This is a genomic window from Kitasatospora sp. NPDC001225, assembly GCF_053597855.1.
In genome coordinates this window covers 17898-40538 of the sequence record NZ_JBSFJC010000081.1, presented here as the reverse complement: position 1 = coordinate 40538, position 22641 = coordinate 17898, and the positions used below count along the sequence as shown (strand labels likewise).

Genomic DNA, 22641 nt, shown 5'->3' with positions numbered 1-22641 from the left:
GGGGCGGGCGCGGGTGCGCGTACGGGTCAGTAGGCCTGGTAGCCGAACAGGTCGACGATCAGGTGCAGCGGAGCACCGCTCGCGTTGTAGAACGACACCTTGCCGTCCTTGACCGGAACGACCACCTGGTTGGGGATCGTCTCGCCGGGCAGGAAGTTCAGGTTCGAGGCGTTCGGCGCCGCGTCACCGTGCGGGTAGACGGTCAGGTGCCCGTCGGTGCCCGGCTCGGTGACCGTCACGTTCAGGGTCACCGCAGCGGCGTTCGGGATCTCGCCGACCGGGACGTCCACCGTGCCCCAGGCCGGGACGGTGGCCGCCGGGCGGACGCCCGACTCCCAGTAGGTGTCCTGGCGGGTGTCGAGGACCCGGATCGGGCCGGCCGGGCGGTAGCTGACCTTGCCCTCGGTGGCGTAGTAGCCCGCGAGGTCGGCGATCAGGTGCACGGTACCGCCGGAGACGTTCTGGAAGGACACCTTGCCGTCCTTCACCGGCACCGTCACCAGGTTCGGAATCGTCCGCCCGGCCGTCCAGTTGAGGTTCGACGCGTTCGGCGCCTTGTCACCGTGCGGGAAGACGGTGAGGTGACCGTCGGCCTGCGGCTCGGTCACCGTCACGTTCATCGTCACGGCGGTGACGCCGGTCGCCGGCACGCCCGCGACACCGGCCACCGGGAGGTCGACGGTGCCCCCGGCCGGAACCGCCTGCGCCGCCGGGGCGCCGATCGGCGCCCGGGTGTCCAGCAGCCGGGTCGGACCCTGGGCGTGGAACAGCGAACCCTTCGGGCTGTAGTAGCCCGCCAGGTCGGCGATCAGCTGCACCGTGCCGCCGGAGGCGTTGTAGAACGACACCTTCCCGTCCGTCACCGGAACCGTGACCAGGTTCGGGATCGTCCGCCCGGCGGGCCAGTTCAGGTTCGACGAGTTGGGCGCCGCGTCCCCGTGCGGGTACACGGTGAGGTGCCCGGCCTCCTGCGGGTCGGTGACCGTCACGTTCATCGTCACGGCGGTGACACCGGACGCCGGGACCCCGGCCACGCCGGCCACCTGGAGGTCGACGGTGCCCCAGGCCGGGACGGGCTGCGCCGTCGGGACGCCGATCGGCTGACGGGTGTCCAGCAGCCGGGTCGGACCGGCCGGGGTGAACGCGCTGCCGATGTCGAGCATCTCGTAGGCACCGCGGTCGCGGAAGCCGCTGCCCGTACCGGTGTTGGCGACCGTCGGGTCGTCCACCGGGGCCTGGCCGCCGCGGTCGGTCGGCAGCATGCCCGGGGCGGTCTCGTCCGCCGAGTCGATCCGGTGGTCGACCGGGGCGTCCGGGCCCTTCGGCACGTAGGTCAGGGCGACGAAGTCGTGCACGCCCTGGCCGGTGTTCGCGGTGAGCTGGTCCTGGGTGCCGAAGGCGGCGCCGGCCCAGCTGTAGGGCGCGCCGCCGCTGCGCGGGTCGATCAGGTTGTAGTCGACCTTGGTGCCCGCGGTGGCGTTCGCCCCGACGGTGATCCCGGTGGCGGCGGCCGGGGTGGCGCAGGCCGCGTTCTGGTTCTTCGCGGTGTTCACCACGTTGTTCTCGACCACCGCGCCGGTCGAGCCGCCGTCCAGCACGATCCCGGCGAAGCAGGACGAGGTGACGGTGTTGGCCACCACGACGGTGTTCGGCGCGTCCTTGACCAGGATCCCGGTCATGTCGGGCACGTAGTTGGCCTGGACCACGTTGGTGGTCAGGACGGTCCCGGTGGAGCCGCCGTCGACCTGGAGCAGCGGGCCGGGCGCGTAGCTGAAGTCGCCGCGGGCCCAGGTGACCTTGTCGGAGGCGTCGGTGATCCGCACGCCGCCGCCCGAGGCCGCGATGTTCGTGAAGGAGACGTCGTGCCCGCCGTCGACCACGACGGCCGGACGCTGGTTGCTCAGCACCGTCAGGTTCTCGAAGCGCAGGTGGTCGGCGCCCTTGACCACGATGGCGCTGTCCGGGTGGTTCGGCGCCCCGCCGCTGAGCGAGGCGACGCCGCCCGACGAGTACTGCTGGGCCTGGCTGCGGAAGGTGATCGGGGCGTCGGCGGTGCCGGAGCGGGTCACGGTCACCGCGGTGTCGACGTAGGACCCGGCCGCGATCTCGACGGTCTGCCCCGGCTGGACGACCGCCGCGGCGGCCGCGACGTGGCAGAACGGCGCCGACTGGGCGCCGCCGCCGCTGTCGGTGCAGTTCGCACCCGCGGCGTTGCTGACGTAGAGCGTGCCGCCCGCCGCGGCCGCGCCGCTCGCGACGACGGCCGGCAGACCGACCGCCCCGAGCAGCGTCACGCCGGCGGCGAGGGCCGTACGGAGTCTGGAAATGGGAACCCCCCTGGGCATTGTGCAGCGCTGATGACGCTTTCCGGCCCCCCTGTGTCCTGAACTGATCGGCTGGAGGGCGGAGCGGATCATTCCACAGCGGAAGGGGCCGCGCCAACGACAAATCCGCAGGCCACCGCACCGCACGCGAACGGCCCCGGAGTCGAGCGCGGGGGCTCGGCTCGGGGCCGTCGGGGCGGGCGCGGGTGCGCGTACGGGTCAGTAGGCCTGGTAGCCGAACAGGTCGACGATCAGGTGCAGCGGAGCACCGCTCGCGTTGTAGAACGAGACCCTGCCGTCCTTGACCGGAACGACCACCTGGTTCGGGATCGTCTCGCCCGGCAGGAAGTTCAGGTTCGAGGCGTTCGGCGCCGCGTCACCGTGCGGGTAGACGGTCAGGTGCCCGTCGGTGCCCGGCTCGGTGACCGTCACGTTCAGGGTCACCGCGGTGACGTTCGGGATCTCGCCGACCGGGATCTCCACCGTGCCCCAGGCCGGGACGGTGCCCGCGGGGCGGGCCTCCGAGTCCCAGTTGGCGTCCTGGCGGGTGTCGAGGAGCCGGTACGGGCCGGCCGGGCGGTAGCTGACCTTGCCCTCGGCGCTGTAGTAGCCGGCGAGGTCGGCGATCAGGTGCACGGTGCCGCCGGAGGCGTTGTAGAACGAGACCTTGCCGTCCTTCACCGGCACCGTCACCAGGTTCGGGATCGTGCGCCCGGCCGTCCAGTTGAGGTTGGAGGCGTCCGGCGCCTTGCCGCCGTGCGGGTAGACGGTCAGGTGCCCGTCCTGCTCCGGGTCGGTGACCGTCACGTTCATCGTCACGGCGGTGACACCGGCCGCCGGGACGCCCGCGACGGCGGTGACCGGCAGGTCCACGGTGCCCCAGGCCGGGACCGCCTGGGCCGACGGAACGCCGATCGGCGCCCGGGTGTCCAGCAGCCGCGTCGGGCCCTGGGCGTGGAACAGCGAACCCTTGGTGCCGTAGTAGCCGGCGAGGTCCGCGATCAGCTGCACCGTGCCGCCGGAGGCGTTGTAGAACGACACCTTCCCGTCCGTCACCGGAACGGTCACCAGGTTCGGGATCGTCCGGCCGGCGACCCAGTTCAGGTTCGACGAGTTCGGCGCGGCGTCACCGTGCGGGTAGACGGTCAGATGGCCGTCGGCGCCCGGCTCGGTCACCGTCACGTTCAGCGTCACGGCCGTCACGCCCTCCGCCGGAACGCCCGCGACACCGGTCACCGGGAGGTCGACGGTCCCCCAGGCCGGAACCGCCTGGGCCGACGGGACGCCGATCGGCGCCCGGGTGTCCAGCAGCCGGGTCGGACCGGCCGGGGTGAACGCGCTGCCGATGTCGAGCATCTCGTAGGCACCGCGGTCGCGGAAGCCGCTGCCCGTACCGGTGTTGGCGACCGTCACGTCGTCCGCCGGGGCCCAGCCGCCGCGGTCGGTCGGCAGCATGCCCGGGGCGTTCTCGTCCGCCGAGTCGACGGTGACGTCCAGCGGCGCGTTCGGCCCCTTCTGGACCCACGACGGGGCGAAGAAGTCGTGCGCGCCCTGGCCGGTGGCGGCGGTGAACGCCTGCTGGACGGCGTACGGGGTACCGCCCCAGTGGTAGGCCGCGGCGTCGCTGCGCGAGTCGACCACGTTGTAGTCGGCCTTGAGGCCCGGGACGGAGTTCACCGCGACGGTGATCCCGGTGGCGCCGGTGGCCTTGGCCCCGCAGGACTTCTCGAGGTTGGCCGCCGTGTTCACCACGTTGTTCTCGACCACCGCACCGGTCGAGGTGCCGTCCAGCACGATCCCGCCGAAGCAGTTCGTGTTCAGCGAGTTGCTCACCACGACGGTGTCCGGCGAGTCCTGCACCACGATGCCGGTCGAGTTGTAGCCGGAGTTGGGCTGCACCACGTTGGTGGTCAACACGGTTCCGGTGGAGCCGCCGTCGACGGTGATCCCCGGCCCCGCCGAGCCGATGCTGCCGCGTCCGAACACCACCTTGTCGGACGCGCCGGTGATCCGGACACCGGTGCCGCCGAGGACGGAGGTGTTGTCGAACACCACGTCCCGGGCGCCGCTCACCACGATCGACGGCTTCAGGTAGCCCGCGTCGAACGTCAGGTTCTCGAAGCGGACGTGCTGGGCGCCCGTGACGAGGAAACCGTTGGTCTGCTGGTTCCACCCGCCGATGCGGGCACCGCCGCCCGGGCTGTTCTCGTTCTTCGTCGCCCGGAAGGTGATCGGCGCCTCGGCCGTGCCCGACTTCGTGACGGTCAGGTCCTCGGGGTACGCCCCGTCGGCGATGTCCACCGTCTGCCCCGGCCGGACGACGGCCGCGGCCGCGCCGATGGTGCAGAACGGCGCCGACTGGGCGCCCGTGCCGCCGTCGGTGCAGTGCGCACCCGCGGCGTTGTTGACGTGGAGCGTGCTGTCGGCCGCGGCCGCGCCGCCCGCGGAGACGGCCGGCAGACCGACCGCCCCGAGCAGCGTCACACCGGCGGCGAGGGCCGTACGGAATCTGGAAATGGGAACCCCCCTGGGCACTTTGAAGCGCGAATGACGCCTTTACCCTCCGTTGGTCCGTCCTTGATCGACTGGAGGGCGGAGCGGATCATTCCACAACCGGTGGGGGCGCGCCAACGACAAATCCGCAGGCCGCCGCACCCCCGCGCGAACGGCCCCGGCGCCGAGCGGAGGGCTCGGTGCCGGGGCCGTCGGGCACGCGGACGTGGTGTCGAACTCCGGTGGGCGCGCGGGGCGTCGGCCGTCGCCGGTGTCCCGCGCGGCGCGTCAGCGCCCCGGGCGGACGGTGATGTCGGTGATCTCCGCGTCGCGGGAGGCGTCGAGGGCGGCGAGGACCGCCTTGGCGACGGACTCCGGCTCGATCCAGCGGTCGGCGTCGTACTCCTTGCCCTCCTGCTGGTGCACCTTGACCTGCATCGCGGTGGCGGTGCGGCCGGGGTAGACGGAGGTGACCCGGACGCCGTTGGCGTGCTCCTCGTGGCGCAGCGCGTCGGCGAGCGCCTTGAGGCCGTGCTTGCTGGCCGCGTACGCCGACCACTCGGCGTGGGCGTTCAGGCCGGCGCCGGAGTTCACGAAGAGCACGTGGCCCTTGACCAGCCGGATCGACGGCAGCAGGAGGCGGGTCAGCTCGGCGGGGGCGACGAGGTTGACGTTGAGCGTCTCCTGCCAGGCCTTGGGGGTCAGGTCGCCGACCGGGCCGAGCTCGACGACGCCCGCGACGTGCAGGAGGGAGTCGAGCTCGACGGGCAGCTGCTGGTGGCCGAAGGCCCAGGAGAGCTTGCCCGGGTCGCCGAGGTCCCCGACGAGGGTGCGGGCCCCGGGGAAGCGCTCGCGCAGCTCGGCGGCCCGGCGGGCGTCGCGGGCGAGCAGCCAGAGCTCGTCCCCGCGCTCGGCGAGTCGCTCGGCGAGGACGGCGCCGATGCCGGAGCCGGCGCCGGTGATCAGATGTGCAGCCATGGACCCGATCCTCTCAGGCCTTGAGCTGGGCGAAGACCTCGGCGGGGGTGTCCGCGAAGGTGATCAGCTCGGCGAGCGGGCGCGGCAGGAAGCCCTCGGCGTCCATCCGCTCCATCTGGGTGCGCAGGCCGGAGTAGAAGCCCTCGGTGTCCAGCACGACCACCGGCTTGTCGAACATCCCGTGCTTCTTGAGCTCCAGCACCTCGGTCACCTCGTCCAGGGTGCCCAGCCCGCCCACCAGGACGACGATCGCGTCGGCCCGGGCCGCCAGCTCCGCCTTCCGCTCGGGGAGGTCGGCGGTCCACACCAGCTCGTCGGCGCCGACGTACGCCTTGTGCCGCAGCATCTCGACCATCACGCCGACCAGTCGGCCGCCGGCCGCCTTCACCTCGTCGGCGAGCAGCCCCATCAGCCCGGCGTTCGAGCCGCCCCACACCAGGGTGTGCCCGCCCTCCCCCAGGAGCCGGGCGAACTCGGCGGCGGGGGCGGAGTAGCGGTCGTCGAGCGAGTACGCGGAGCAGAAGACAGAAATGTTCATAGTGTCGTCTGGTCTATCACGCCCCCTGCCCACCGCTCACCGCCATTACTCGGTGTACGGCACGAGCTTCGACAGGCTCAGGCTGAAGCCGAAGGGCTCCGGGATGGTGATCGCGTCGCCGAACTTCCGGTCGCTGCGGGTGTGGTAGCGGTCGTGGTTCGGCTCGGAGAACAGCGTCACCGTCTGCTGGCGCGGGTCCACGATCAGGTACAGCGGGATGCGCATCACGGCGTAGTCGTGCAGCTTGTCCATCCAGTCGTTGCCCGGGTTGGACGGCGAGACGATCTCCACGGCGATCAGGGCTTCGGCGGCAGGGGCTTTGTTACCCGGCTGGGAGAGGACGTCGAGGGGGAGGTAGGTCAGGTCCGGCTCACGCCCCTTGGAGACGTCCGGGCTGACGATCTCGCTCCGCTCGCTGGGAAGGTAGCCGTCAGGAGCGTGCTGCTCGAACTGCCTGCGCACCTGGGCCACATTGAGCTGATGGATGTTGGACGGCGACGCCTGCATGATCAGCGTGTCTCCGGACCATTCGATCCGGACGCCTTCCGGGGTGATCCGCTCCAGCTCCTCGATGAACTCGCGGTGCTGCTCGTAGAAGGTCATGCCGTCCACTATGGCCGACCGGGCCGACATCTCACCCGCTGCCGGTCGGCCTGCCGACACCGGGATCCAGCCGGGCCTCTGCGTGGACAGGAGGCCCGGCCGCCGGCCGCTGCCGCTCAGGCGGTGACGGCCGGGCGCTCGGTGGTGGCGATGGTGGCGGAGCCGACGACGCGGGTGCCGTCGTAGAGGACCACGGCCTGGCCGGGGGCGATGCCACGCACCGGGGTGTCCAGCCGCACCCGCAGTTCGCCGTCGACGACCGAGGCGCTCACCGGCACCTCCTCGCCGTGGGCGCGGAGCTGGGCGGTGTAGCGCCCGTCGGCGAGGGGCTCGGTGCCGCACCAGCGGGGGCGGATGGCGGTCAGCCCGGTGACGTCGAGGCCCTCGACCGGGCCGACCGTCACGGTGTTGTTCACCGGGGAGATGTCCAGGACGTAGCGCGGCTTGCCGTCGGCGGCCGGGCGGCCGATCCGCAGGCCCTTGCGCTGGCCGATGGTGAAGCCGTACGCGCCGTCGTGCTCGCCGAGCTTGGTGCCGTCGGCGTCGAGGATGTCGCCGGGCGCGGTGCCGAGGTGCTTGGCGAGGAAGCCCTGGGTGTCGCCGTCGGCGATGAAGCAGATGTCGTGGCTGTCGGGCTTCTTGGCGACGGCCAGGCCGCGGCGCTCGGCCTCGGCCCGGATCTCCTCCTTGGTGGTGTCACCGAGCGGGAAGAGCGAGTGGGCGAGCTGGTCGGCGTCGAGGACGCCGAGGACGTAGGACTGGTCCTTGGCGGAGTCGACGGCCCGGTGCAGTTCGCGCGCGCCGGAGGGCAGGTCGACGATCCGGGCGTAGTGGCCGGTGCAGACGGCGTCGAAGCCGAGGGCGACGGCCTTGTCCAGCAGCGCCGCGAACTTGATCTTCTCGTTGCAGCGCAGGCACGGGTTGGGCGTGCGCCCGGCCGCGTACTCGGCGACGAAGTCGTCGATGACGTCCTCGCGGAAGCGCTCGGCGAGGTCCCAGACGTAGAAGGGGATGCCGATCACGTCGGCCGCCCGCCAGGCGTCCCGGGAGTCCTCGATGGTGCAGCAGCCGCGCGCGCCGGTCCGGAAGGACTGCGGGTTGCTGGACAGCGCCAGGTGGACGCCGGTCACCTCGTGTCCGGCTTCGACGGCGCGGGCGGCGGCGACGGCGGAGTCGACTCCGCCGGACATCGCCGCGAGCACGCGCAGACGGCCGGTGGACGGAGTGGTCGGGGCACCCGGGAAGTCAGTCATGATGGCAACAAGGGTACGGGGTGGCCCGGCTGTTCCCGGAAGACGGGATCAGCGCCGGACGGCCGGGAACGGCGCCGCACGGCCGGGATCAGCGCCGGACGGAGGCCAGCCCGGCGTTGCGCGCCCGCTGCACCGCCGGCCCGATGGCCGCCGCCAGCGCCGTCACGTCCTCCCGCACCGAGGTGTGGCCGAGCGAGAACCGCAGCGACGCGCGGGCCAGCAGCGGGTCGACGCCCATCGCGAGCAGCACGTGGCTGGGTTGCGGCACCCCGGCGGAGCAGGCGGAGCCGGTCGAGCACTCGATGCCCTGGGCGTCCAGCAGCATCAGCAGGGCGTCGCCCTCGCAGCCGGGGAAGGAGAAGTGCGCGTTGGCGGGCAGCCGCCCGGCCGCGGACGGGTCGCCGTTGAGGATCGCGTCGGGGACGGCGTCCAGCACCGAGGCCACCAGTTCGTCCCGCAGCGCGCCCAGCGTGACGGTGTGCTCGGCCCGCCGTTCGACGGCGATCGCGGCGGCGGCCGCGAAGCCGGCCGCGCCGGGGGCGTCCAGGGTGCCGGAGCGCACGTCGCGCTCCTGCCCGCCGCCGTGCAGCAGCGGTACGGGCGCGGCGCCCCGGGAGAGCAGCAGCGCGCCGATGCCGAACGGGCCGCCGATCTTGTGTCCGGTGACGGTGAGCGCGGTGAGGCCGGATTCGGCGAAGGAGACCGGGACCTGACCGAGTGCCTGCACCGCGTCGGCGTGCACGGGGATGCCGTACTCGGCCGCCACGGCGGTCAGTTCGCGGACCGGCTGGACGGTGCCGACCTCGTTGTTGGCCCACATCACGGTGACCAGCGCCACCGACGCCGGGTCGCGTTCGATCGCGGACCGCAGCGCCTCGGGGTGCACCCGGCCGTGCTCGTCGACCGGCAGGTACTCGACGGCGGCGCCCTCGTGCTCGGAGAGCCAGTGCACCGCGTCCAGCACCGCGTGGTGCTCGACCGGGCTGCACAGCACCCGGGTGCGGGCCGGGTCGGCGTCCCGGCGGGCCCAGTACAGGCCCTTGACCGCGAGGTTGTCGGACTCGGTGCCGCCGCCGGTGAGCACGATCTCGCTGGGGCGGGCGCCCAGCGACTCGGCCAGCGACTCCCGGGACTCCTCGACCACCCGGCGGGCCCGGCGGCCGGCCGCGTGCAGGGCCGAGGCGTTGCCGACCACCCCCAGGTGCGCCGTCATCGCGGCGATCGCCTCGGGCAGCATCGGCGTGGTCGCCGCATGGTCCAGGTATGGCATAACCATCCGATTGTAGAGCGCCGCACGGGGCGGGGTTCCGGCCCGGGGCACCGATCCAGCCACCGCCCGCACGGGCCGGACGCACCACGGCCGGACGGCCGCGTCCGGTACTGGTTTGTACCACTGAGCCACCCAGCGGTTAGCCTGACGCCACCAGTCAGCCGGATCCACGGGGAACGCCATGTCGCAGTCGGTCGACCGCGCGCTGACCCTGCTCGACGCGCTCGGCGACGCACCGCTCTCGCTGGAGCAGGCCGCCAGCAGCCTCGGGGTGCACAAGTCCACCGCCCTGCGGCTGCTGCGCACCCTGGAGGAGCACGGCTTCGCCCGCCGCCAGCCGGACCTGCGCTACCGGATCGGCGGCCGGGTGCTCTCGCTGGCCCACCGCGCGCTGGAGGACTTCGACGTCCGGCAGGTCGCCGCGCCGTACCTGGCCGCGCTCAACGCCCGCTGCGGCTACACCGTCCGGCTCGCCGTGCTGCACGACGGCGAGGTGCTCTACCTGGACGAGGTGGCCGGGCCGCCGGGCGCGGAGCCGTCCCGGATCGGGCGCCGGGCCCCGGTCGACGGGACGGCGGTCGGCCGGGTGCTGCTCGCCGGGCTGTCCGCGGACGACGCCCGCGCGGAGCCCGAGCTGGCGGCGGTGCGCCGCCGGGGCTGGGCGGCCGAGTCGCGCGAGCACCGGGAGCCGGTGACCTGCGTGGCCGCGCCGGTCGCGGGCAGCGGCGGGCGGACGGTCGCGGCCTGCGCGCTGAGCGCCCCGGCGAGCGAGGTTCCGCCGGCCGAACTGGCCAGGATGGTGCCGGAACTGCTCTGCACGGCCGAGGCGATCTCGCTCGCGTACGGCGGCTCGCCTACTCCTCGCTGGTGCGAGAACCGTTGCGGTGCCAGGCCCGCGGGGCACGCCAGCCGTACTTCAGGGCGAGCATCCGCAGTCCGAAGGCGGTGAGCGCGGCGGCGGTGCCGGTCACGCCGGTGAGCCGGTCGGTGGCGATCAGCAGGGCGACGACGGTGGCGCCGACCAGGGCGGGGACGGCGTAGATCTCCCGGTCCCAGCGCAGCAGCGAGGGGATCTCCCCGGCGAGTATGTCGCGGATCACGCCGCCGCCGGCCGCGGTCACCATGCCGAGCGCGATCGCGGCGACGGCGCCGAGTCCGAAGTCGTGGGCCTTGGCGGTGCCGGTCACGCAGAACAGCCCGAGCCCGAGGGCGTCCAGGGTCTGCACCGCCCGGTTGATCCGCTCGACCTCCGGGTGCAGGAAGAAGACCACCAGGGCGGCGCCCAGCGGGGTCACGAAGTAGCCGAGGTTGGTGAACGCGGCGACCGGCGTCGCGCCGATCACCAGGTCGCGCATCACGCCGCCGCCGAGGGCGGTGACCTCCGCCAGCACACAGATGCCGAAGATGTCCATGTTCTTGCGGACGGCGAGCAGGCCCCCGGAGAGGGCGAAGACGAAGATGCCGACGAGGTCCAGCGACTGCTGGACGTCGGTCGGGAAGAGCTGGGATGTCACCGTCCATGTGTACCCGATGTGCACGGATGTGCCGGTGAACGTCCGTTCTCCGGATGCGAACGCACCGCCGGAAGGGTGCCGGACGGCTTGCGCGCCGTCCGGCCGGACCTGCTCGGCTAGCCTCCGCCTGTGAAGCTCGTGAAGCCCAGGTCGGCCCCGGCGTCACCGCCGGAGCCGTCGAAGTCGCCGCCGGAACCGCCCGCCTCCGCCAGGCTCGGCTGGCTCGACGCGCTGCGCGGCGTCGCCGCCCTCGCCGTCGCCATGCACCACTTCGGACTGCTCGGCAAGATCCCCCACGCGGACCGGGTGCCGCGCCAGCTGGACCTCGGCTTCTTCGGCGTGATGCTGTTCTTCCTGGTCAGCGGGTACATCATCCCGGCGTCGCTGGAACGGCGCGGCGACGTCCGGGCGTTCTGGACCGGACGGCTCTTCCGCATCTACCCCGCGGTGGCCGTCACGATCGTGGTGAGCCTGCTGGTGCTGCCCCGCGGCGGCCAGATCGTCCAGAGCTTCCCCTTCGACCACCCGGTGCTGTCGCTCGCCGCCAACGGCCTGCTGCTCCAGGACCTGGTGGGGGTGCCCAGCGCCATCGGCGTGATGTGGTCGCTCACCTACGAGATGGTCTTCTACTACTTCGTGTGCGCGCTGTTCGTGCGGGGGTGGCACCGGAACAGCGCGCCGATCGCGGTCGGCTTCGCGTCCGTCGCCCTGGTGCTCGGCACCTGGCTGCCGATCGGCGGGATCTCGGTGGACCTGGCGGCCACCAGGCACCTGGTGGCGGTGGCCGGGATCGTGGTGCTGATGGCGATGGCGTGCATCGCCACCGCCCGTCCGGACCTGACCCGTTGGGGCGCGCTGCTGCTCGGCGGGCTGGGCCTGATCCTGATCACGGTGAACAACCGGAGCACCGGCTTCGAGACCATGCTGATCTTCGCGACGATGTTCGCCGGCACCGTGCTGTACCGGCTGGAGCACGGCCTGCTCGACCGGCTCCCGGCCCTGCTCTGCTGCGCCTTCGTGGTCGTCGCCGGCGTCACGGTCGGCTACCTGTACAACCGGGACACCGCGCTCTGGCACACCTGGACCCCTTCGTGGCAGTCCTTCTCCCTCGCCTACCTGGCCGCCTGGGCCCTGTTCGCGACGGCCATGCTGCTGCGCCGCCGCCGCTTCCCGCGCTGGCTGAGCGGGCTCGGCACGATCAGCTTCTCGGTCTACCTGCTGCACGGGCCGCTGATGTACTTCGTCGGCTGGAGGCTCCAGGGCTACCCGCCGATCGTCGGGCCGACGGGGCAGGCCGCGCTCACCCTCGGCTACCTGGGGGCGCTCGTGGTGCTCTCCTACCTGTCGTACCGGCTGGTCGAGATCCCGTTCCAGCGCCTCGGCCGCCGGGTGGTCCGGGCGCTGGACCGCCGCTTCCCGGCCCCCGCCCCGGGCCCGCGCGAACCGGCGCCGAAGCCCGGACCGGTGTCGGCCGCGGGCGTCTGAGGCCCGGACGCGAGAGGCCGCCCGCCCCCGGAAGCCCGGGGCGGGCGGCCTCTCGCGTACGTGCGGGGACCTCAGGCCTTGGCGTCCGCCGGAGCGTTCTCGGGGAAGTGGCACGCCACCTGGTGCCCCGTCTCGAGCACCGCCAGCGGCGGCTCCTGGCTCGCGCACACGTCCTGCGCCTTCCAGCACCGGGTGCGGAAGCGGCAGCCGCTGGGCGGGTTGATCGGCGAGGGGACGTCGCCCTTGAGCAGGATCCGGTCGCGGCCCGCGCGCTGGCGGCGGCGCGGGTCCGGGACGGGCACGGCGGACATCAGCGCGTTGGTGTACGGGTGCATCGGGCTGCGGTAGAGCGAGTCCCGGTCGGCGATCTCCACGATCTTGCCGAGGTACATCACCGCGACCCGGTCCGAGACGTGCCGGACCACCGAGAGGTCGTGCGCGATGATCAGGTAGGTCAGCCCGAGCTCCTGCTGGAGGTCGTCCAGCAGGTTGACCACCTGCGCCTGGATCGACACGTCCAGGGCGGAGACCGGCTCGTCCGCGATGATCATCTTCGGCTTCAGCGCGAGCGCCCGGGCGATGCCGATGCGCTGGCGCTGGCCGCCGGAGAACTCGTGCGGGTAGCGGTTGTAGTGCTCGGGGCTGAGCCCGCACAGCTCCAGCAGCTCCTGGACGGCCTTCTTGAGGCCGCCCTCGGGCACCGCGTTCTGGAGCCGGAACGGCGCGCCGACGATGGTGCCGACGGTGTGCCGGGGGTTCAGCGAGGAGTACGGGTCCTGGAAGATCATCTGGATGTCGCGGCGCAGCGGCCGCATCGCCCCGACGCTCAGGTGGCTGATGTCGGTGCCCTCGAACTCGATGGTCCCGCCGGTCGGTTCGTCGAGCCGGGTGACCAGTCGGCCCATGGTCGACTTGCCGCAGCCGGACTCGCCCACGACGCCCAGCGTCTCGCCGGCGTTGACGGTGAAGTCGATGCCGTCGACGGCCCGCACCGCGCCGGTCTGGCGCCGCAGCAGCCCGCCGCGGATCGGGAAGTGCCGGGTCAGGCCGGCCACCTTCAGCAGCGGCTCACGGCCGGGGGCGGGTGCCGACCGCGGGGTCGGAGCCGCCTGAGTGTCCGTCATCGGTTCTCTCCAGAAAGGTGGTACGAGGCCGGGCTCACAGCCGGGGCGCGATCTCTTCGGCGAAGATGCGGTGCCGCTCGCCGGCCGCCAGGTGGCAGGCCGCGAAGTGCCCGGGCACGGCCTCGGCCAGTGCCGGGACCTCGCTCGTGGAGCGCCCGTCGGTCAGGGCGGCGTACGGGCAGCGCGGGTGGAAGGCGCAGCCGGACGGCACGTTGATCAGGCTGGGCGGGGTGCCCTTGACCGGCACCAGCCGGTCCTGGAGTTCCCGGTCCAGTCGCGGCATCGAGCCCAGCAGGCCCCAGGTGTACGGGTGTTCGGGCGCGTCGAAGAGGGTTTCGGCCGGGCCGCGCTCGACGCACTTGCCGCCGTACATGACCAGGATGTCGTCGGCCAGTTCGGCGACCACCCCGAGGTCGTGGGTGATGATGATGACCGCGGAGCCGAACTCCTCCTGGAGGTCGCGGATGAGGTCCAGGATCTGCGCCTGGACGGTGACGTCCAGGGCGGTGGTGGGCTCGTCGGCGATCAGCAGCGAGGGGTCGTTGACCAGCGCCATGGCGATCATGGCGCGCTGGCGCATGCCGCCGGAGAACTGGTGCGGGTAGTCGTCCACCCGGCGGTCCGGCTGCGGGATGCCGACCCGGTCGAGCATCTCGACCGCGCGGGTCCGGGCCTGCTTCTTGGTGGCCTGGGGGTGGTGCACCCGGTAGGCCTCGACGATCTGCTGCCCCACCGTGTAGTAGGGGTGCATCGCGGTCAGCGGGTCCTGGAAGATCATCGCCAGTTCGCGGCCGCGCAGTTGGCGCACCCGGTCCGGGCCGGCCGCGATCAGGTCCTCGCCGTTCAGCCGGATCTCGCCGCTGATCCGGGCCCGCTTGGAGCGGTGCAGGCCCATGATGCCGAGCGAGGTGACGGACTTGCCGGAGCCGGACTCGCCGACGATGCCGAGGGTGCGTCCCTTGTGCAGGTCGAAGCTGACCCCGTCCACCGAGCGGACCAGGCCGTCGTCGGTGTCGAAGTGGATCCGCAGGTCGCGCACGGAGAGGAAGGGGTCGCCGGCCGGGGCGGGAGCGGCCGCCGGGTCCTTCTGGAGGTCGGTCACGAGAGCCTCACCCGGGGGTCGACGAGGGCGTACAGGAGGTCGACCACGAGGTTGCAGGCGACGATGAAGAAGGCGGCGAGCAGGGTGACGCCGAGGATCTTGGGCAGGTCGTTGTCGGAGATCGCCTGGACGGCGAACTGGCCGACGCCCTGGAGCGAGAAGACCTGCTCGGTGATCAGCGCGCCGCCGAGCAGCAGCCCGAGGTCCATGCCGAAGATCGTGACGATCGGGGTGAGCGCGGCGCGCAGCCCGTGCCGGGCGACGACCTTGCGCTCGACCAGGCCCTTGGCCCGGGCGGTGCGGATGTAGTCCTCGCTCATGGTCTCCAGCATCCCGGCGCGGGTGAGCCGGGCGTAGAGCGCGGAGTAGAGGAAGGCCAGCGAGATCCACGGCAGGATCAGGTTGCGGGCCCACATCAGCGGGTCGTCGGTGAAGTCGACGTAGTGCAGGTTGTCCAGGATCGGCCACTCGTAGCTGAACAGCGTGAGCAGCAGCGCGCCGGTGAAGAAGACCGGCAGCGAGACGCCGGCGAGCGCGACGCCCATGGAGAGCCGGTCGAAGATCGACCGCGGCTTCAGGGCGGAGACGACGCCGGTGGCGACGCCGGAGACCAGCCAGAGCACGGCCGCACCGGCGGCGAGCGAGATGGTGATCGGGATCCGCTTGGTCAGCTCGGGCCAGACCTCCAGGTGGTTCTTGAAGGAGTAGCCGAAGCAGGGCACGTGACAGGTGGCCGGTTCCGGTCCGAAGTGGTACTCGGCGCCGCTGACCAGCCCCTTCAGGAAGTTCCAGTACTGGGTGTACAGCGGCTGGTCGAGGCCGAGGTTCTGCTTGACCGCCGCGATCGCGTCCGGCGACGGGTTCTTCCCGATGTACTGGGCGGCCAGTTGGTCGGCCGTCTCGCCCGCGAGGCGCGGGAGCAGGAAGAAGATCGCGAAGGTGACCGCGCTGACGACCAGCAGCAAAATCGCCGCCGCGAAGATCCTGCGGATGATGTAGGCAAACACAGTTGGGCGGCTCCGGCGGCCGCCGCCGTCCGGGATCTTCCGGACGGCGGCGGGCGCCGCTGCCTTCACCTGCCTTCAGGGATGCGGAGCCAGGCTCTTACTTGACGCCGATGTTCAGGTAGTCGTACTCGCCCGAGAACGCCGAGGTGGAGACCACGTTGGTGGCGTTGTCCGGGCGGTACAGGAAGACCTTGAAGTAGGTCAGCGGGACGTAGACCGCCTGGTCCATGACCTTCTTGTCGACGTCGCCGTAGATCTTCTCGCGGGCCGTCTTGTCGGGGTTGATCGCGGCGTCGTCGAGCAGCTTGTTGACCGCGGGGTTGTCCAGCTGGGCCAGGTTGTTGTTGCCGGACGGCTTGATGGTGCGGCCGTCGACGATCTGCTGGAGGAAGCCGTAGCCGGTCGGCCAGTCGGCGCCCCACTGCATCATCATCAGGCCGATGTTGTGCTCGGCCGCGAACTGCGGGGAGCCGGCGCTGTCCTGGAGGTACTTGCCCTGCGGGTACTGCTGGATCTCGGCGTTGATGCCGACCTTCTTCAGCGCGGCCTGGATCGAGGTGGCCGCGGCGACCTCGGTGGCGCGCTCGGTGCGGGCGGAGAGGACGGTGTTGATGCCGCCCTCCTTGCCGCAGGCCTTCAGGGCCTCCTTGGCCTTGGCCTCGTCGCCCTTGTTGTCCTTGGTCTCGTACGTGTTGAAGTCCTGGTGGCCCGGGATGTCCGGCGGGAGCACCGTGTTGGCGATCTGGCCGCGGATCGGGCCGCCGAGGGCGGTCTGCACCGAGACCTTGTCGACCGCGAACTGCACGGCCTTGCGGCACTCGATGTTGTCGAACGGCGCGAGCTTGGAGTTGATCGCCATGTAGACCAGGCGGCCGCCGTAGGCGTTGTCGGTGCTGGCCTTCAGCTTCTGGTTCTGGAGGATCTGCGCCTGGGTCTGCGGGTCGACGCCGCCGCCCACCAGGTCGACCTGGGCGTTGCCGGCCAGCAGGTCCTTGTCGATGGTGGACTGGTCGATGTTCATCCGGAGCACGATCTTGTCCGCGAGCTGCTTGCGGATCGGGTCGGTGCTCGCGTCCCAGTTGGTGTTCGGGACCAGGACGGCCTGCTTGCCGTCCTCGTAGGACTCGAACTTGTAGGAGCCCGAGGAGACGATCTTCTTCACGTACTCCGAGCCGGTGTCCTTGGCCTGCGGGACCGGCGCGGTCTGCGGGGCGCTGACCAGGTAGTCGAAGTCGGCGAAGGGCTGCTTCAGGTGGAAGACCACCGTGGTGTCGTCGGGCGTCTCGATCGAGTCGAGGCCGCCCTCCTTGTCCTTGTACGGACCGGCGTACGGCGTGGCGTTGTCGACCAGCAGGTCGTGGAAGTAGACCGGGCCGTTGGAGTTCACGTCCAGCGCGTAGTTCGAGCGCTCGACGGCGTACTTGACGTCCTTCGAGGAGATCGGGGTGCCGTCGTCGTACTTCAGGCCCTTGCGCAGCTTGTACGTCCAGGTCAGGCCGTCCGCGCTGACCTGGCCCATCGACTCGGCGAGGTCGGGGACGAGCTTGTTGCCCTCCTCGCCCGGCGCCGGGTTGAAGGTGGTCAGCGGACGGGCGTACAGGCGCGAGAAGTTGTAGATGTACGCGTAGTACGTGTTGCCCGGGTCGAGCGAGTCCGGGGTGCCCTTCATCTCGTAGGTGACCGTCCCGCCCTTCTTGTCCGAGGCGTTGACGATGCCCTTGGTGGCGGCGTTGGCGCCGGAGCCGCCTCCGGTGCCGGAGGACGAGGCGGAACCGGTGTCCTTCGACGAGCTGGTGCAACCGGTCACGACCAGGACGGCGGCGGCTGCGGCCGCGGTCAGGGCGACGGTACGGGACCTACGCATGGGTGAGATCAACCCCTTGGGGATGGGAGGCGGTGAAGGAGAGCCTTGACGGCGCATCACATGATGCGTGGTCATGTGCGGCGGGATCAGTTGCTCTTGGGATCGAGGGCGTCGCGAAGACCGTCGCCGAGCAGGTTGAAGGCGAGCACGGTGACGAAGATCGCCAGACCGGGGACCACCATGTACTGGGGGTCCACCTGGTAGTACCGGATCGCGTCCTGGAGCATCCCGCCCCAGGAGGCCTGCGGCGGCTGGATGCCGACGCCGAGGAAGCTCAGCCCCGCCTCGAAGAGGATGTTGGTCGGGATCAGCAGGGTCGAGTAGACCAGGATCGGACCGACCAGGTTGGGCAGCAGCTCCTTGAACAGGATGAACGGGCCGCGGGCGCCGAGGCTGCGGGCCGCGTGGACGAACTCCCGCTCGCGCAGCGAGAGCGTCTGGCCGCGCACGATCCGGCCCATGTAGGGCCAGTTGAAGAAGCCGATCACGAAGATCAGCACCAGCATGTGCAGCGGCAGGCCGTGCAGGCCGAAGGCTCCGCCCTGGAGCGAGGTCGAGATCGCGATGGCGAAGAGCAGCAGCGGGAAGGCCAGGAAGACGTCCATCACCCGGCTGATCACGGTGTCCACCCAGCCGCCGTAGTAGCCGGCCATGATGCCGAGCACGGTGCCGATGGTGTTGGACAGCAGGGTCGCGCCGAAGGCGACCAGCAGGGAGACCCAGGAGCCCTCGATGACGCGGGTGAGCAGGTCACGGCCCTGCAGCGGGTCGATGCCGAGCGGGTGTTCGAGGCTCATGCCGCCCCAGTCGCCGAACGGCAGACCGCCGAGGTCGGCGTCCAGCAGGTCCTGGTGGAGGGCGTCCGGGTCGAGCCCGAACATCGACTCGATCGGCTTGGCCAGCACGGCGAGCATGATCAGCAGGATCACCACGACGCCGCCGGCGACGGCGGCCTTGTCCCGCTTGAAGCGGGTCCAGGCGATCTGGCCGAGGGAGCGGCCCTCGATCTTCTTGGCCGGTCCGGCGGCGGCTGCTGCCTCCGGCTCGTTCCCGGCGGTGGTCACGGATGTCATGGTCAGTTGGTCCCCTCGCCGACGGTGGCCGGCCCACGGGTGCCGGTCGCCGTCTTCGGCGGTGCGGCTGCGGACGTGCGGAGGTGCTTAGGAGGAGCGGGTGTTGACGGCAGTGCGTCGTGCACAGGCACTGCCACCACGCGGGATGGGCGTCGCGTGGACGGGCTTGTCGGCGTGCGCGCTCACCTTTGTGGGGTTCCAGCACGCGCGGTGCGTTGCGCAGAACTCTCTGCCATCCGAACTGGCTTGCGCCAGCCCTGACAACCGACAGATGCCCAACTGTGATCTGCGTGCATGCACCTCCCCGATCTTCGGCATATACCTCTTCACATGGCTGTAACTGCCATGTCAAGATGACCGGGCCGCACATCCGGAAATTCGTCCGGAAAGCATCGAAGCCGACTTGACGGACAATCAAGTCGGCTTCGGAGAATGGGTTTTGGGATTCAGCGCCCGGGGTAGCCGGGCCACGGCCGCTGCGGCTGCTGCTGCCAGCCCTGCGCCGGCGGCTGGGTGCCGTACGCGTAGCCCGGCATCGACTGCCCGGGGTACGGCGGCGGGGGCACCGGCGGGTACGGGCCGGTCGGCGGGCGGCCCGCCTCCCGGTCGAAGAACGGCCGCGCGTTGGCGCGCATCCACAGCGCCACCGGGTCGTACTCGTCCGACATCGCCACCGTGGACACCGCGAGCCCCTCCGGGGCCACCGCGATCGCGCGCTGCATCAGCGCCCGCACCGCCTCCACCGCCGGCGGCGAACTCTCGTAGAGGTCAAGGCCGATGGCCAGGTACGGCTCCCCCACCGCGGGCTGCACCCAGGCCCGGCGCAGCGCCCGGACCGCGCGCACCTCGGCGGCCTGCCGCTCCAGCAGCGCGAAGAACGGCTGGGCGTTCAACTGCGGCTCGCTGAGCTTCAACGGCCCGGCCGGCAGCCGGTCCAGGCCCGCGGCGACCCGGCGCAGGTCCGCCCAGGGCACCCCGACGCCGCCGCCGGGGGCGTGCGGGTTGAGCCACAGGCCCCAGCGGGTGCGGTACAGCGAGGCCGCGATCTCCCGGCCGGAGACGACCTCGTGGGCCCGCGCCCAGCCGGAGGCGGTCAGCTGCTCGGGCGAGGTGACGGCCGGCGCGTAGCCGTGGCCGCTGATCTCCATGTTCCCGTACTGCGCGTCCGGGCTGCCCGGCGTGCCGTGCCACAGCAGCATCCAGACCCGGCCGTCCGCCAGCGCGTGCAGCAGCCGCTCGTACGCGTCGTAGCGCTCCGGCGCGACGTCGCGCAGGGCGCGCTCCAACGCGCCGGGATCAGCTCCCGGGCGCCCGGCCGGTGCCTGGCCCCAGGGCCCCGGCACACCGCCCGCTCCCGTTCCCGCACTCATGCGCCCACCTCGCCGCGCCTCTTTCCCTCAACCCGCCGACCCGTCGGCCGTCTGCACGCACCCTATGGCGCGGCACCGGCCACCGCCACGGCGACGTGCCTCTGATCCGGACCCGCTCACGCCCGCGTGTGGAAAGGCAGTACCCGGGTGAGCAGCCACTCGACCACCGGGTCGTCGGCGAGGTCGAGCAGTACGAGGTGGACGCCCCCGGGCAGCGGCGCGGTTCCCAGCGCTCGCCCGAGTGCCTCGTTCACCGCGGCCGGGTCGGCCGGGGCCGCCGGGTCCAACTGGACGCCCACGAACATCACGGTCGGTTCGCCCTCGATGCTGGCCAGCGCCCTGCGGGCGGTCAACACACCGGGCAGCGCCGACAGTTCGCTCCGGCAGGCGGCCAGGAAGTGCTCCGGGTCCTCGCCCGGCACCGGCTCGCGCAGCGCCACCCGGCCGCCGGTCGGCTCCGCGGTGCCCTCGGCCTGCTCCCAGCGGTCCTCGCGCGGGCCGCGGCGCAGCTCGGCGACCCCCTGCGGCGGCACCGGGAGGCCCACCGGCGCGTCCGGGTTCACCGCGATGCCGAGGCCCAGCGGCAGCCCGCGGGCGAACTCCCACACCGGCGCGATCGCGAAGGCCATCCCCGGCGCCTGCTGGAGGAACACCTCCTGCGAGGAGAACACCGGCACGTACGGGTCGCCGCCCAGCTCGATGGTCGGCAGGTCGAGCGCCTGGCCCTGCGGGTCGGCCCCGGCCGGCAGCGGCACCCACACCTGGCTGCGCGCCAGCACCTCGAACACCCGTGGGGTCGCTCCCGGGTCGCCCAGGGCCGCGGTCAGCACCTGCTCCAGTTCGTTGGCCGGCCAGGAGCCGCCCGCCGGCGCCTCCTCCGGTCCGCCCCACCCCTGCTGCTGCTCCACCGGGTACCCCATGCGCCGCCGATTCCGCCCTCTGCCGTCGGCCGCCCACTGCCGCACCGACGCGCAGCAGTCTAGAGGCGTGCGGGGGGTGCGGTCAGGACTCGTGTTCGGGTCCCGCGCGGTGTGACCGGGTCCCCCCTCCCCTCGTCGTCCGGGACGTGCCATGATGTGCCCGTCCGACGGCATGCGCCGCGGGCCCCCACAACTCCATACCGGCCGCTCGAACCCGCGCGGGAGAGCCCGGAGTGCCGCTCAGGCACAGCCGGCGCCGAAGGAGCAAGTCCTCCCCGGAATCTCTCAGGCACCCCTACCGCACGGGTTAGGCACATCTGGAAAGCGGCGCCCGGCCCTGTCGTGCGCCCACCCACGGTGCAAGCCGTCATGCTGTCCCCCAAGCTGGAAACGGCTGCGGGCGGTGGGGCGGTGAAGCTCTCAGGTTCGACGACAGATGGGGAGACCCACGCCGCCGCATGCCCGCGCGCAGGGTCGGCCCCCCAGCGGGTCCGGTCCGGTGCGTGCACCCCTGAGTGCCCCGACCGAGGAGTTCCTGGCCATGTCGTCCCTCCGCCTGACCGCGCTCGACGCGCTGCACCGCGCCCTCGGCGCGACCATGACCGACTTCGCCGGCTGGGACATGCCGCTGCGCTACGGCAGCGAGCGCGAGGAGCACCTCGCCGTCCGCACCAAGGCCGGCCTGTTCGACCTCTCGCACATGGGCGAGATCACCGTCACCGGCCCGCAGGCCGGCGAGATGCTGGACCACGCCCTGGTCGGCTTCGTCTCCGCGCTGGGCGAGCTGCGCGCCCGCTACACCATGATCTGCGCCGAGGACGGCGGCATCCTGGACGACCTGATCGTCTACCGCCTGCGCGAGGACGCCTTCCTGGTCGTCGCCAACGCCTCCAACGCCCAGCTGGTCCTCGACGAGCTGATCGCCCGCGCCAAGGGCTTCGACGCCGTCGTCACCGACGACCGCGACACCTACGCGCTGATCGCCGTCCAGGGCCCGGAGGCCACCGGCATCCTGGCCGACACCACCGACGCCGACCTGCCCGGCCTGAAGTACTACGCGATCCTCCCGGCCTTCGTGGCCGACCGCGAGGTGCTGCTCGCCCGCACCGGCTACACCGGCGAGGACGGCTTCGAGATCTTCTGCCACCCGGCCGACGCCGAGCCGGTCTGGCAGGCGCTGACCGCCGCCGGCGCGGACCGCGGCCTGGTCCCCTGCGGCCTGTCCTGCCGCGACACGCTGCGCCTGGAGGCCGGCATGCCGCTGTACGGGCACGAGCTGTCCACCGACCTGACCCCGTTCGACGCCGGCCTGGGCCGGGTCGTCCGCTTCGACAAGACCACCAACGAGGGCGCCTTCGTCGGCCGCAAGGCCCTGGAGGCGGCCGCCGCCGCGGCCGAGACCAACCCGCCGAAGGTGCTGGTCGGCCTGGTCTCCGACGGCAAGCGGGTGCCGCGCGCCGAGTACACCGTGGTCTCCACCGAGGGCGAGCCGATCGGCCGGATCACCTCCGGCGCGCCGTCCCCGACCCTGGGGCAGCCGATCGCGATGGCCTACGTCGACGCCGCCCACGCCGCCCCCGGCACCACCGTCGCGGTGGACGTGCGCGGCAAGCACGAGCCCGTCAGGGTCGTGGCGCTGCCGTTCTACAAGCGCGCCCGCTGACCCCTCGCACGCCCCCCGTTTTCCCATACGCGCACGTCGCAGCCGTCCGCGCGGCGGCCC

Annotated in this window: 18 protein-coding genes and 1 riboswitch; of the genes, 3 read left to right on the top strand and 15 right to left on the bottom strand. The window is 72.0% G+C overall.

Annotated elements, in window-relative coordinates:
* Positions 1-26 precede the first annotated feature (26 nt).
* The 7 genes from ACWDCZ_RS25385 to ACWDCZ_RS25355 form a co-directional block, all read right to left on the bottom strand.
* Positions 27-2294, bottom strand: a complete 2268-nt coding sequence (locus ACWDCZ_RS25385) for a right-handed parallel beta-helix repeat-containing protein (RefSeq protein ID WP_449817040.1) — start codon at positions 2292-2294, stop codon at positions 27-29.
* A 249-nt stretch (positions 2295-2543) separates the two neighbouring features.
* Complete coding sequence (locus tag ACWDCZ_RS25380; RefSeq protein ID WP_449817038.1) at positions 2544-4808, bottom strand: right-handed parallel beta-helix repeat-containing protein; 2265 nt, start codon at positions 4806-4808, stop codon at positions 2544-2546.
* Positions 4809-5105: 297 nt separating this feature from the next.
* Positions 5106-5795 carry an SDR family oxidoreductase gene (locus ACWDCZ_RS25375; RefSeq protein ID WP_049658860.1) on the bottom strand — a complete coding sequence of 230 codons (690 nt, stop codon included), beginning with the start codon at positions 5793-5795 and terminating at the stop codon, positions 5106-5108.
* Positions 5796-5808: 13 nt separating this feature from the next.
* A complete protein-coding gene (locus ACWDCZ_RS25370; RefSeq protein WP_074001491.1) occupies positions 5809-6333 on the bottom strand; it encodes an LOG family protein in 525 nt (174 codons plus the stop codon).
* A 45-nt stretch (positions 6334-6378) separates the two neighbouring features.
* The gene (locus ACWDCZ_RS25365) at positions 6379-6936 is read right to left on the bottom strand and encodes a Uma2 family endonuclease (protein ID WP_049658858.1); all 558 of its coding nucleotides are present in this window, start codon (positions 6934-6936) and stop codon (positions 6379-6381) included.
* A gap of 116 nt (positions 6937-7052) precedes the next feature.
* Positions 7053-8189 carry a tRNA 2-thiouridine(34) synthase MnmA gene (gene mnmA / locus ACWDCZ_RS25360; protein WP_049658857.1) on the bottom strand — a complete coding sequence of 379 codons (1137 nt, stop codon included), beginning with the start codon at positions 8187-8189 and terminating at the stop codon, positions 7053-7055.
* 88 nt (positions 8190-8277) lie between these two features.
* Positions 8278-9459: a cysteine desulfurase family protein gene (locus ACWDCZ_RS25355; RefSeq protein WP_074001490.1), complete on the bottom strand. Its 1182-nt coding sequence runs from the start codon at positions 9457-9459 to the stop codon at positions 8278-8280.
* A gap of 181 nt (positions 9460-9640) precedes the next feature.
* Between ACWDCZ_RS25355 and ACWDCZ_RS25350 the strand changes: the two genes are divergently transcribed.
* The gene (locus ACWDCZ_RS25350; RefSeq protein WP_380781443.1) at positions 9641-10408 is read left to right on the top strand and encodes an IclR family transcriptional regulator; all 768 of its coding nucleotides are present in this window, start codon (positions 9641-9643) and stop codon (positions 10406-10408) included.
* Here the strand turns inward: ACWDCZ_RS25350 and ACWDCZ_RS25345 are convergent.
* Complete coding sequence (locus tag ACWDCZ_RS25345) at positions 10314-10973, bottom strand: trimeric intracellular cation channel family protein (RefSeq protein WP_049660599.1); 660 nt, start codon at positions 10971-10973, stop codon at positions 10314-10316. The two genes, ACWDCZ_RS25350 and ACWDCZ_RS25345, sit on opposite strands and share 95 nt — an antisense overlap.
* Positions 10974-11102: 129 nt before the next feature.
* Here ACWDCZ_RS25345 and ACWDCZ_RS25340 point away from each other — a divergent pair, with 129 nt between their 5' ends.
* Positions 11103-12458 (top strand): acyltransferase family protein, encoded by a 1356-nt coding sequence (locus ACWDCZ_RS25340; protein ID WP_449817037.1) that lies wholly within the window; start codon positions 11103-11105, stop codon positions 12456-12458.
* Between the two features lie 71 nt (positions 12459-12529).
* Here ACWDCZ_RS25340 and ACWDCZ_RS25335 read toward each other — a convergent pair whose 3' ends face one another.
* The 7 genes from ACWDCZ_RS25335 to ACWDCZ_RS25305 all read right to left on the bottom strand — a co-directional run bounded on the left by ACWDCZ_RS25335 (position 12530) and on the right by ACWDCZ_RS25305 (position 20918).
* Positions 12530-13582 (bottom strand): ABC transporter ATP-binding protein, encoded by a 1053-nt coding sequence (locus tag ACWDCZ_RS25335; protein WP_449817036.1) that lies wholly within the window; start codon positions 13580-13582, stop codon positions 12530-12532.
* A 34-nt stretch (positions 13583-13616) separates the two neighbouring features.
* A complete protein-coding gene (locus ACWDCZ_RS25330; RefSeq protein WP_049649102.1) occupies positions 13617-14684 on the bottom strand; it encodes an ABC transporter ATP-binding protein in 1068 nt (355 codons plus the stop codon).
* Positions 14681-15691, bottom strand: coding sequence for an ABC transporter permease (locus ACWDCZ_RS25325; RefSeq protein ID WP_049649101.1), 1011 nt, complete (start codon positions 15689-15691; stop codon positions 14681-14683). The genes ACWDCZ_RS25330 and ACWDCZ_RS25325 overlap by 4 nt, the downstream gene beginning before the upstream one ends.
* Positions 15692-15788: 97 nt before the next feature.
* Positions 15789-17555: an ABC transporter substrate-binding protein gene (locus ACWDCZ_RS25320; RefSeq protein ID WP_449817035.1), complete on the bottom strand. Its 1767-nt coding sequence runs from the start codon at positions 17553-17555 to the stop codon at positions 15789-15791.
* Between the two features lie 86 nt (positions 17556-17641).
* Complete coding sequence (locus tag ACWDCZ_RS25315) at positions 17642-18628, bottom strand: ABC transporter permease (RefSeq protein ID WP_049649099.1); 987 nt, start codon at positions 18626-18628, stop codon at positions 17642-17644.
* A 446-nt stretch (positions 18629-19074) separates the two neighbouring features.
* Complete coding sequence (locus ACWDCZ_RS25310) at positions 19075-19998, bottom strand: enhanced serine sensitivity protein SseB C-terminal domain-containing protein (protein WP_079271895.1); 924 nt, start codon at positions 19996-19998, stop codon at positions 19075-19077.
* Between the two features lie 116 nt (positions 19999-20114).
* Entirely contained in the window at positions 20115-20918 is an 804-nt protein-coding gene (locus tag ACWDCZ_RS25305; RefSeq protein WP_049649098.1) for an enhanced serine sensitivity protein SseB C-terminal domain-containing protein, read from the bottom strand.
* Between the two features lie 209 nt (positions 20919-21127).
* A riboswitch (glycine riboswitch) is annotated at positions 21128-21229 on the top strand.
* 230 nt (positions 21230-21459) lie between these two features.
* Here ACWDCZ_RS25305 and gcvT point away from each other — a divergent pair.
* A complete protein-coding gene (gene gcvT, locus ACWDCZ_RS25300; RefSeq protein WP_049649097.1) occupies positions 21460-22581 on the top strand; it encodes a glycine cleavage system aminomethyltransferase GcvT in 1122 nt (373 codons plus the stop codon).
* The last annotated feature ends 60 nt before the right edge of the window (positions 22582-22641 follow it).

What these genes read in the sequence shown, in the direction of transcription:
- ACWDCZ_RS25375 (WP_049658860.1), bottom strand. Translation starts at nt 5,795, where the DNA reads ATGGCTGCACATCTGATCACCGGCGCCGGCTCCGGCATCGGCGCCGTC.
- ACWDCZ_RS25370 (WP_074001491.1), bottom strand. Translation starts at nt 6,333, where the DNA reads ATGAACATTTCTGTCTTCTGCTCCGCGTACTCGCTCGACGACCGCTAC.
- ACWDCZ_RS25365 (WP_049658858.1), bottom strand. Translation starts at nt 6,936, where the DNA reads ATGACCTTCTACGAGCAGCACCGCGAGTTCATCGAGGAGCTGGAGCGG.
- mnmA (WP_049658857.1), bottom strand. Translation starts at nt 8,189, where the DNA reads ATGACTGACTTCCCGGGTGCCCCGACCACTCCGTCCACCGGCCGTCTG.
- ACWDCZ_RS25355 (WP_074001490.1), bottom strand. Translation starts at nt 9,459, where the DNA reads ATGCCATACCTGGACCATGCGGCGACCACGCCGATGCTGCCCGAGGCG.
- ACWDCZ_RS25350 (WP_380781443.1), top strand. Translation starts at nt 9,641, where the DNA reads ATGTCGCAGTCGGTCGACCGCGCGCTGACCCTGCTCGACGCGCTCGGC.
- ACWDCZ_RS25335 (WP_449817036.1), bottom strand. Translation starts at nt 13,582, where the DNA reads ATGACGGACACTCAGGCGGCTCCGACCCCGCGGTCGGCACCCGCCCCC.
- ACWDCZ_RS25320 (WP_449817035.1), bottom strand. Translation starts at nt 17,555, where the DNA reads ATGCGTAGGTCCCGTACCGTCGCCCTGACCGCGGCCGCAGCCGCCGCC.
- ACWDCZ_RS25315 (WP_049649099.1), bottom strand. Translation starts at nt 18,628, where the DNA reads ATGACATCCGTGACCACCGCCGGGAACGAGCCGGAGGCAGCAGCCGCC.
- ACWDCZ_RS25310 (WP_079271895.1), bottom strand. Translation starts at nt 19,998, where the DNA reads ATGAGTGCGGGAACGGGAGCGGGCGGTGTGCCGGGGCCCTGGGGCCAG.
- ACWDCZ_RS25305 (WP_049649098.1), bottom strand. Translation starts at nt 20,918, where the DNA reads ATGGGGTACCCGGTGGAGCAGCAGCAGGGGTGGGGCGGACCGGAGGAG.
- gcvT (WP_049649097.1), top strand. Translation starts at nt 21,460, where the DNA reads ATGTCGTCCCTCCGCCTGACCGCGCTCGACGCGCTGCACCGCGCCCTC.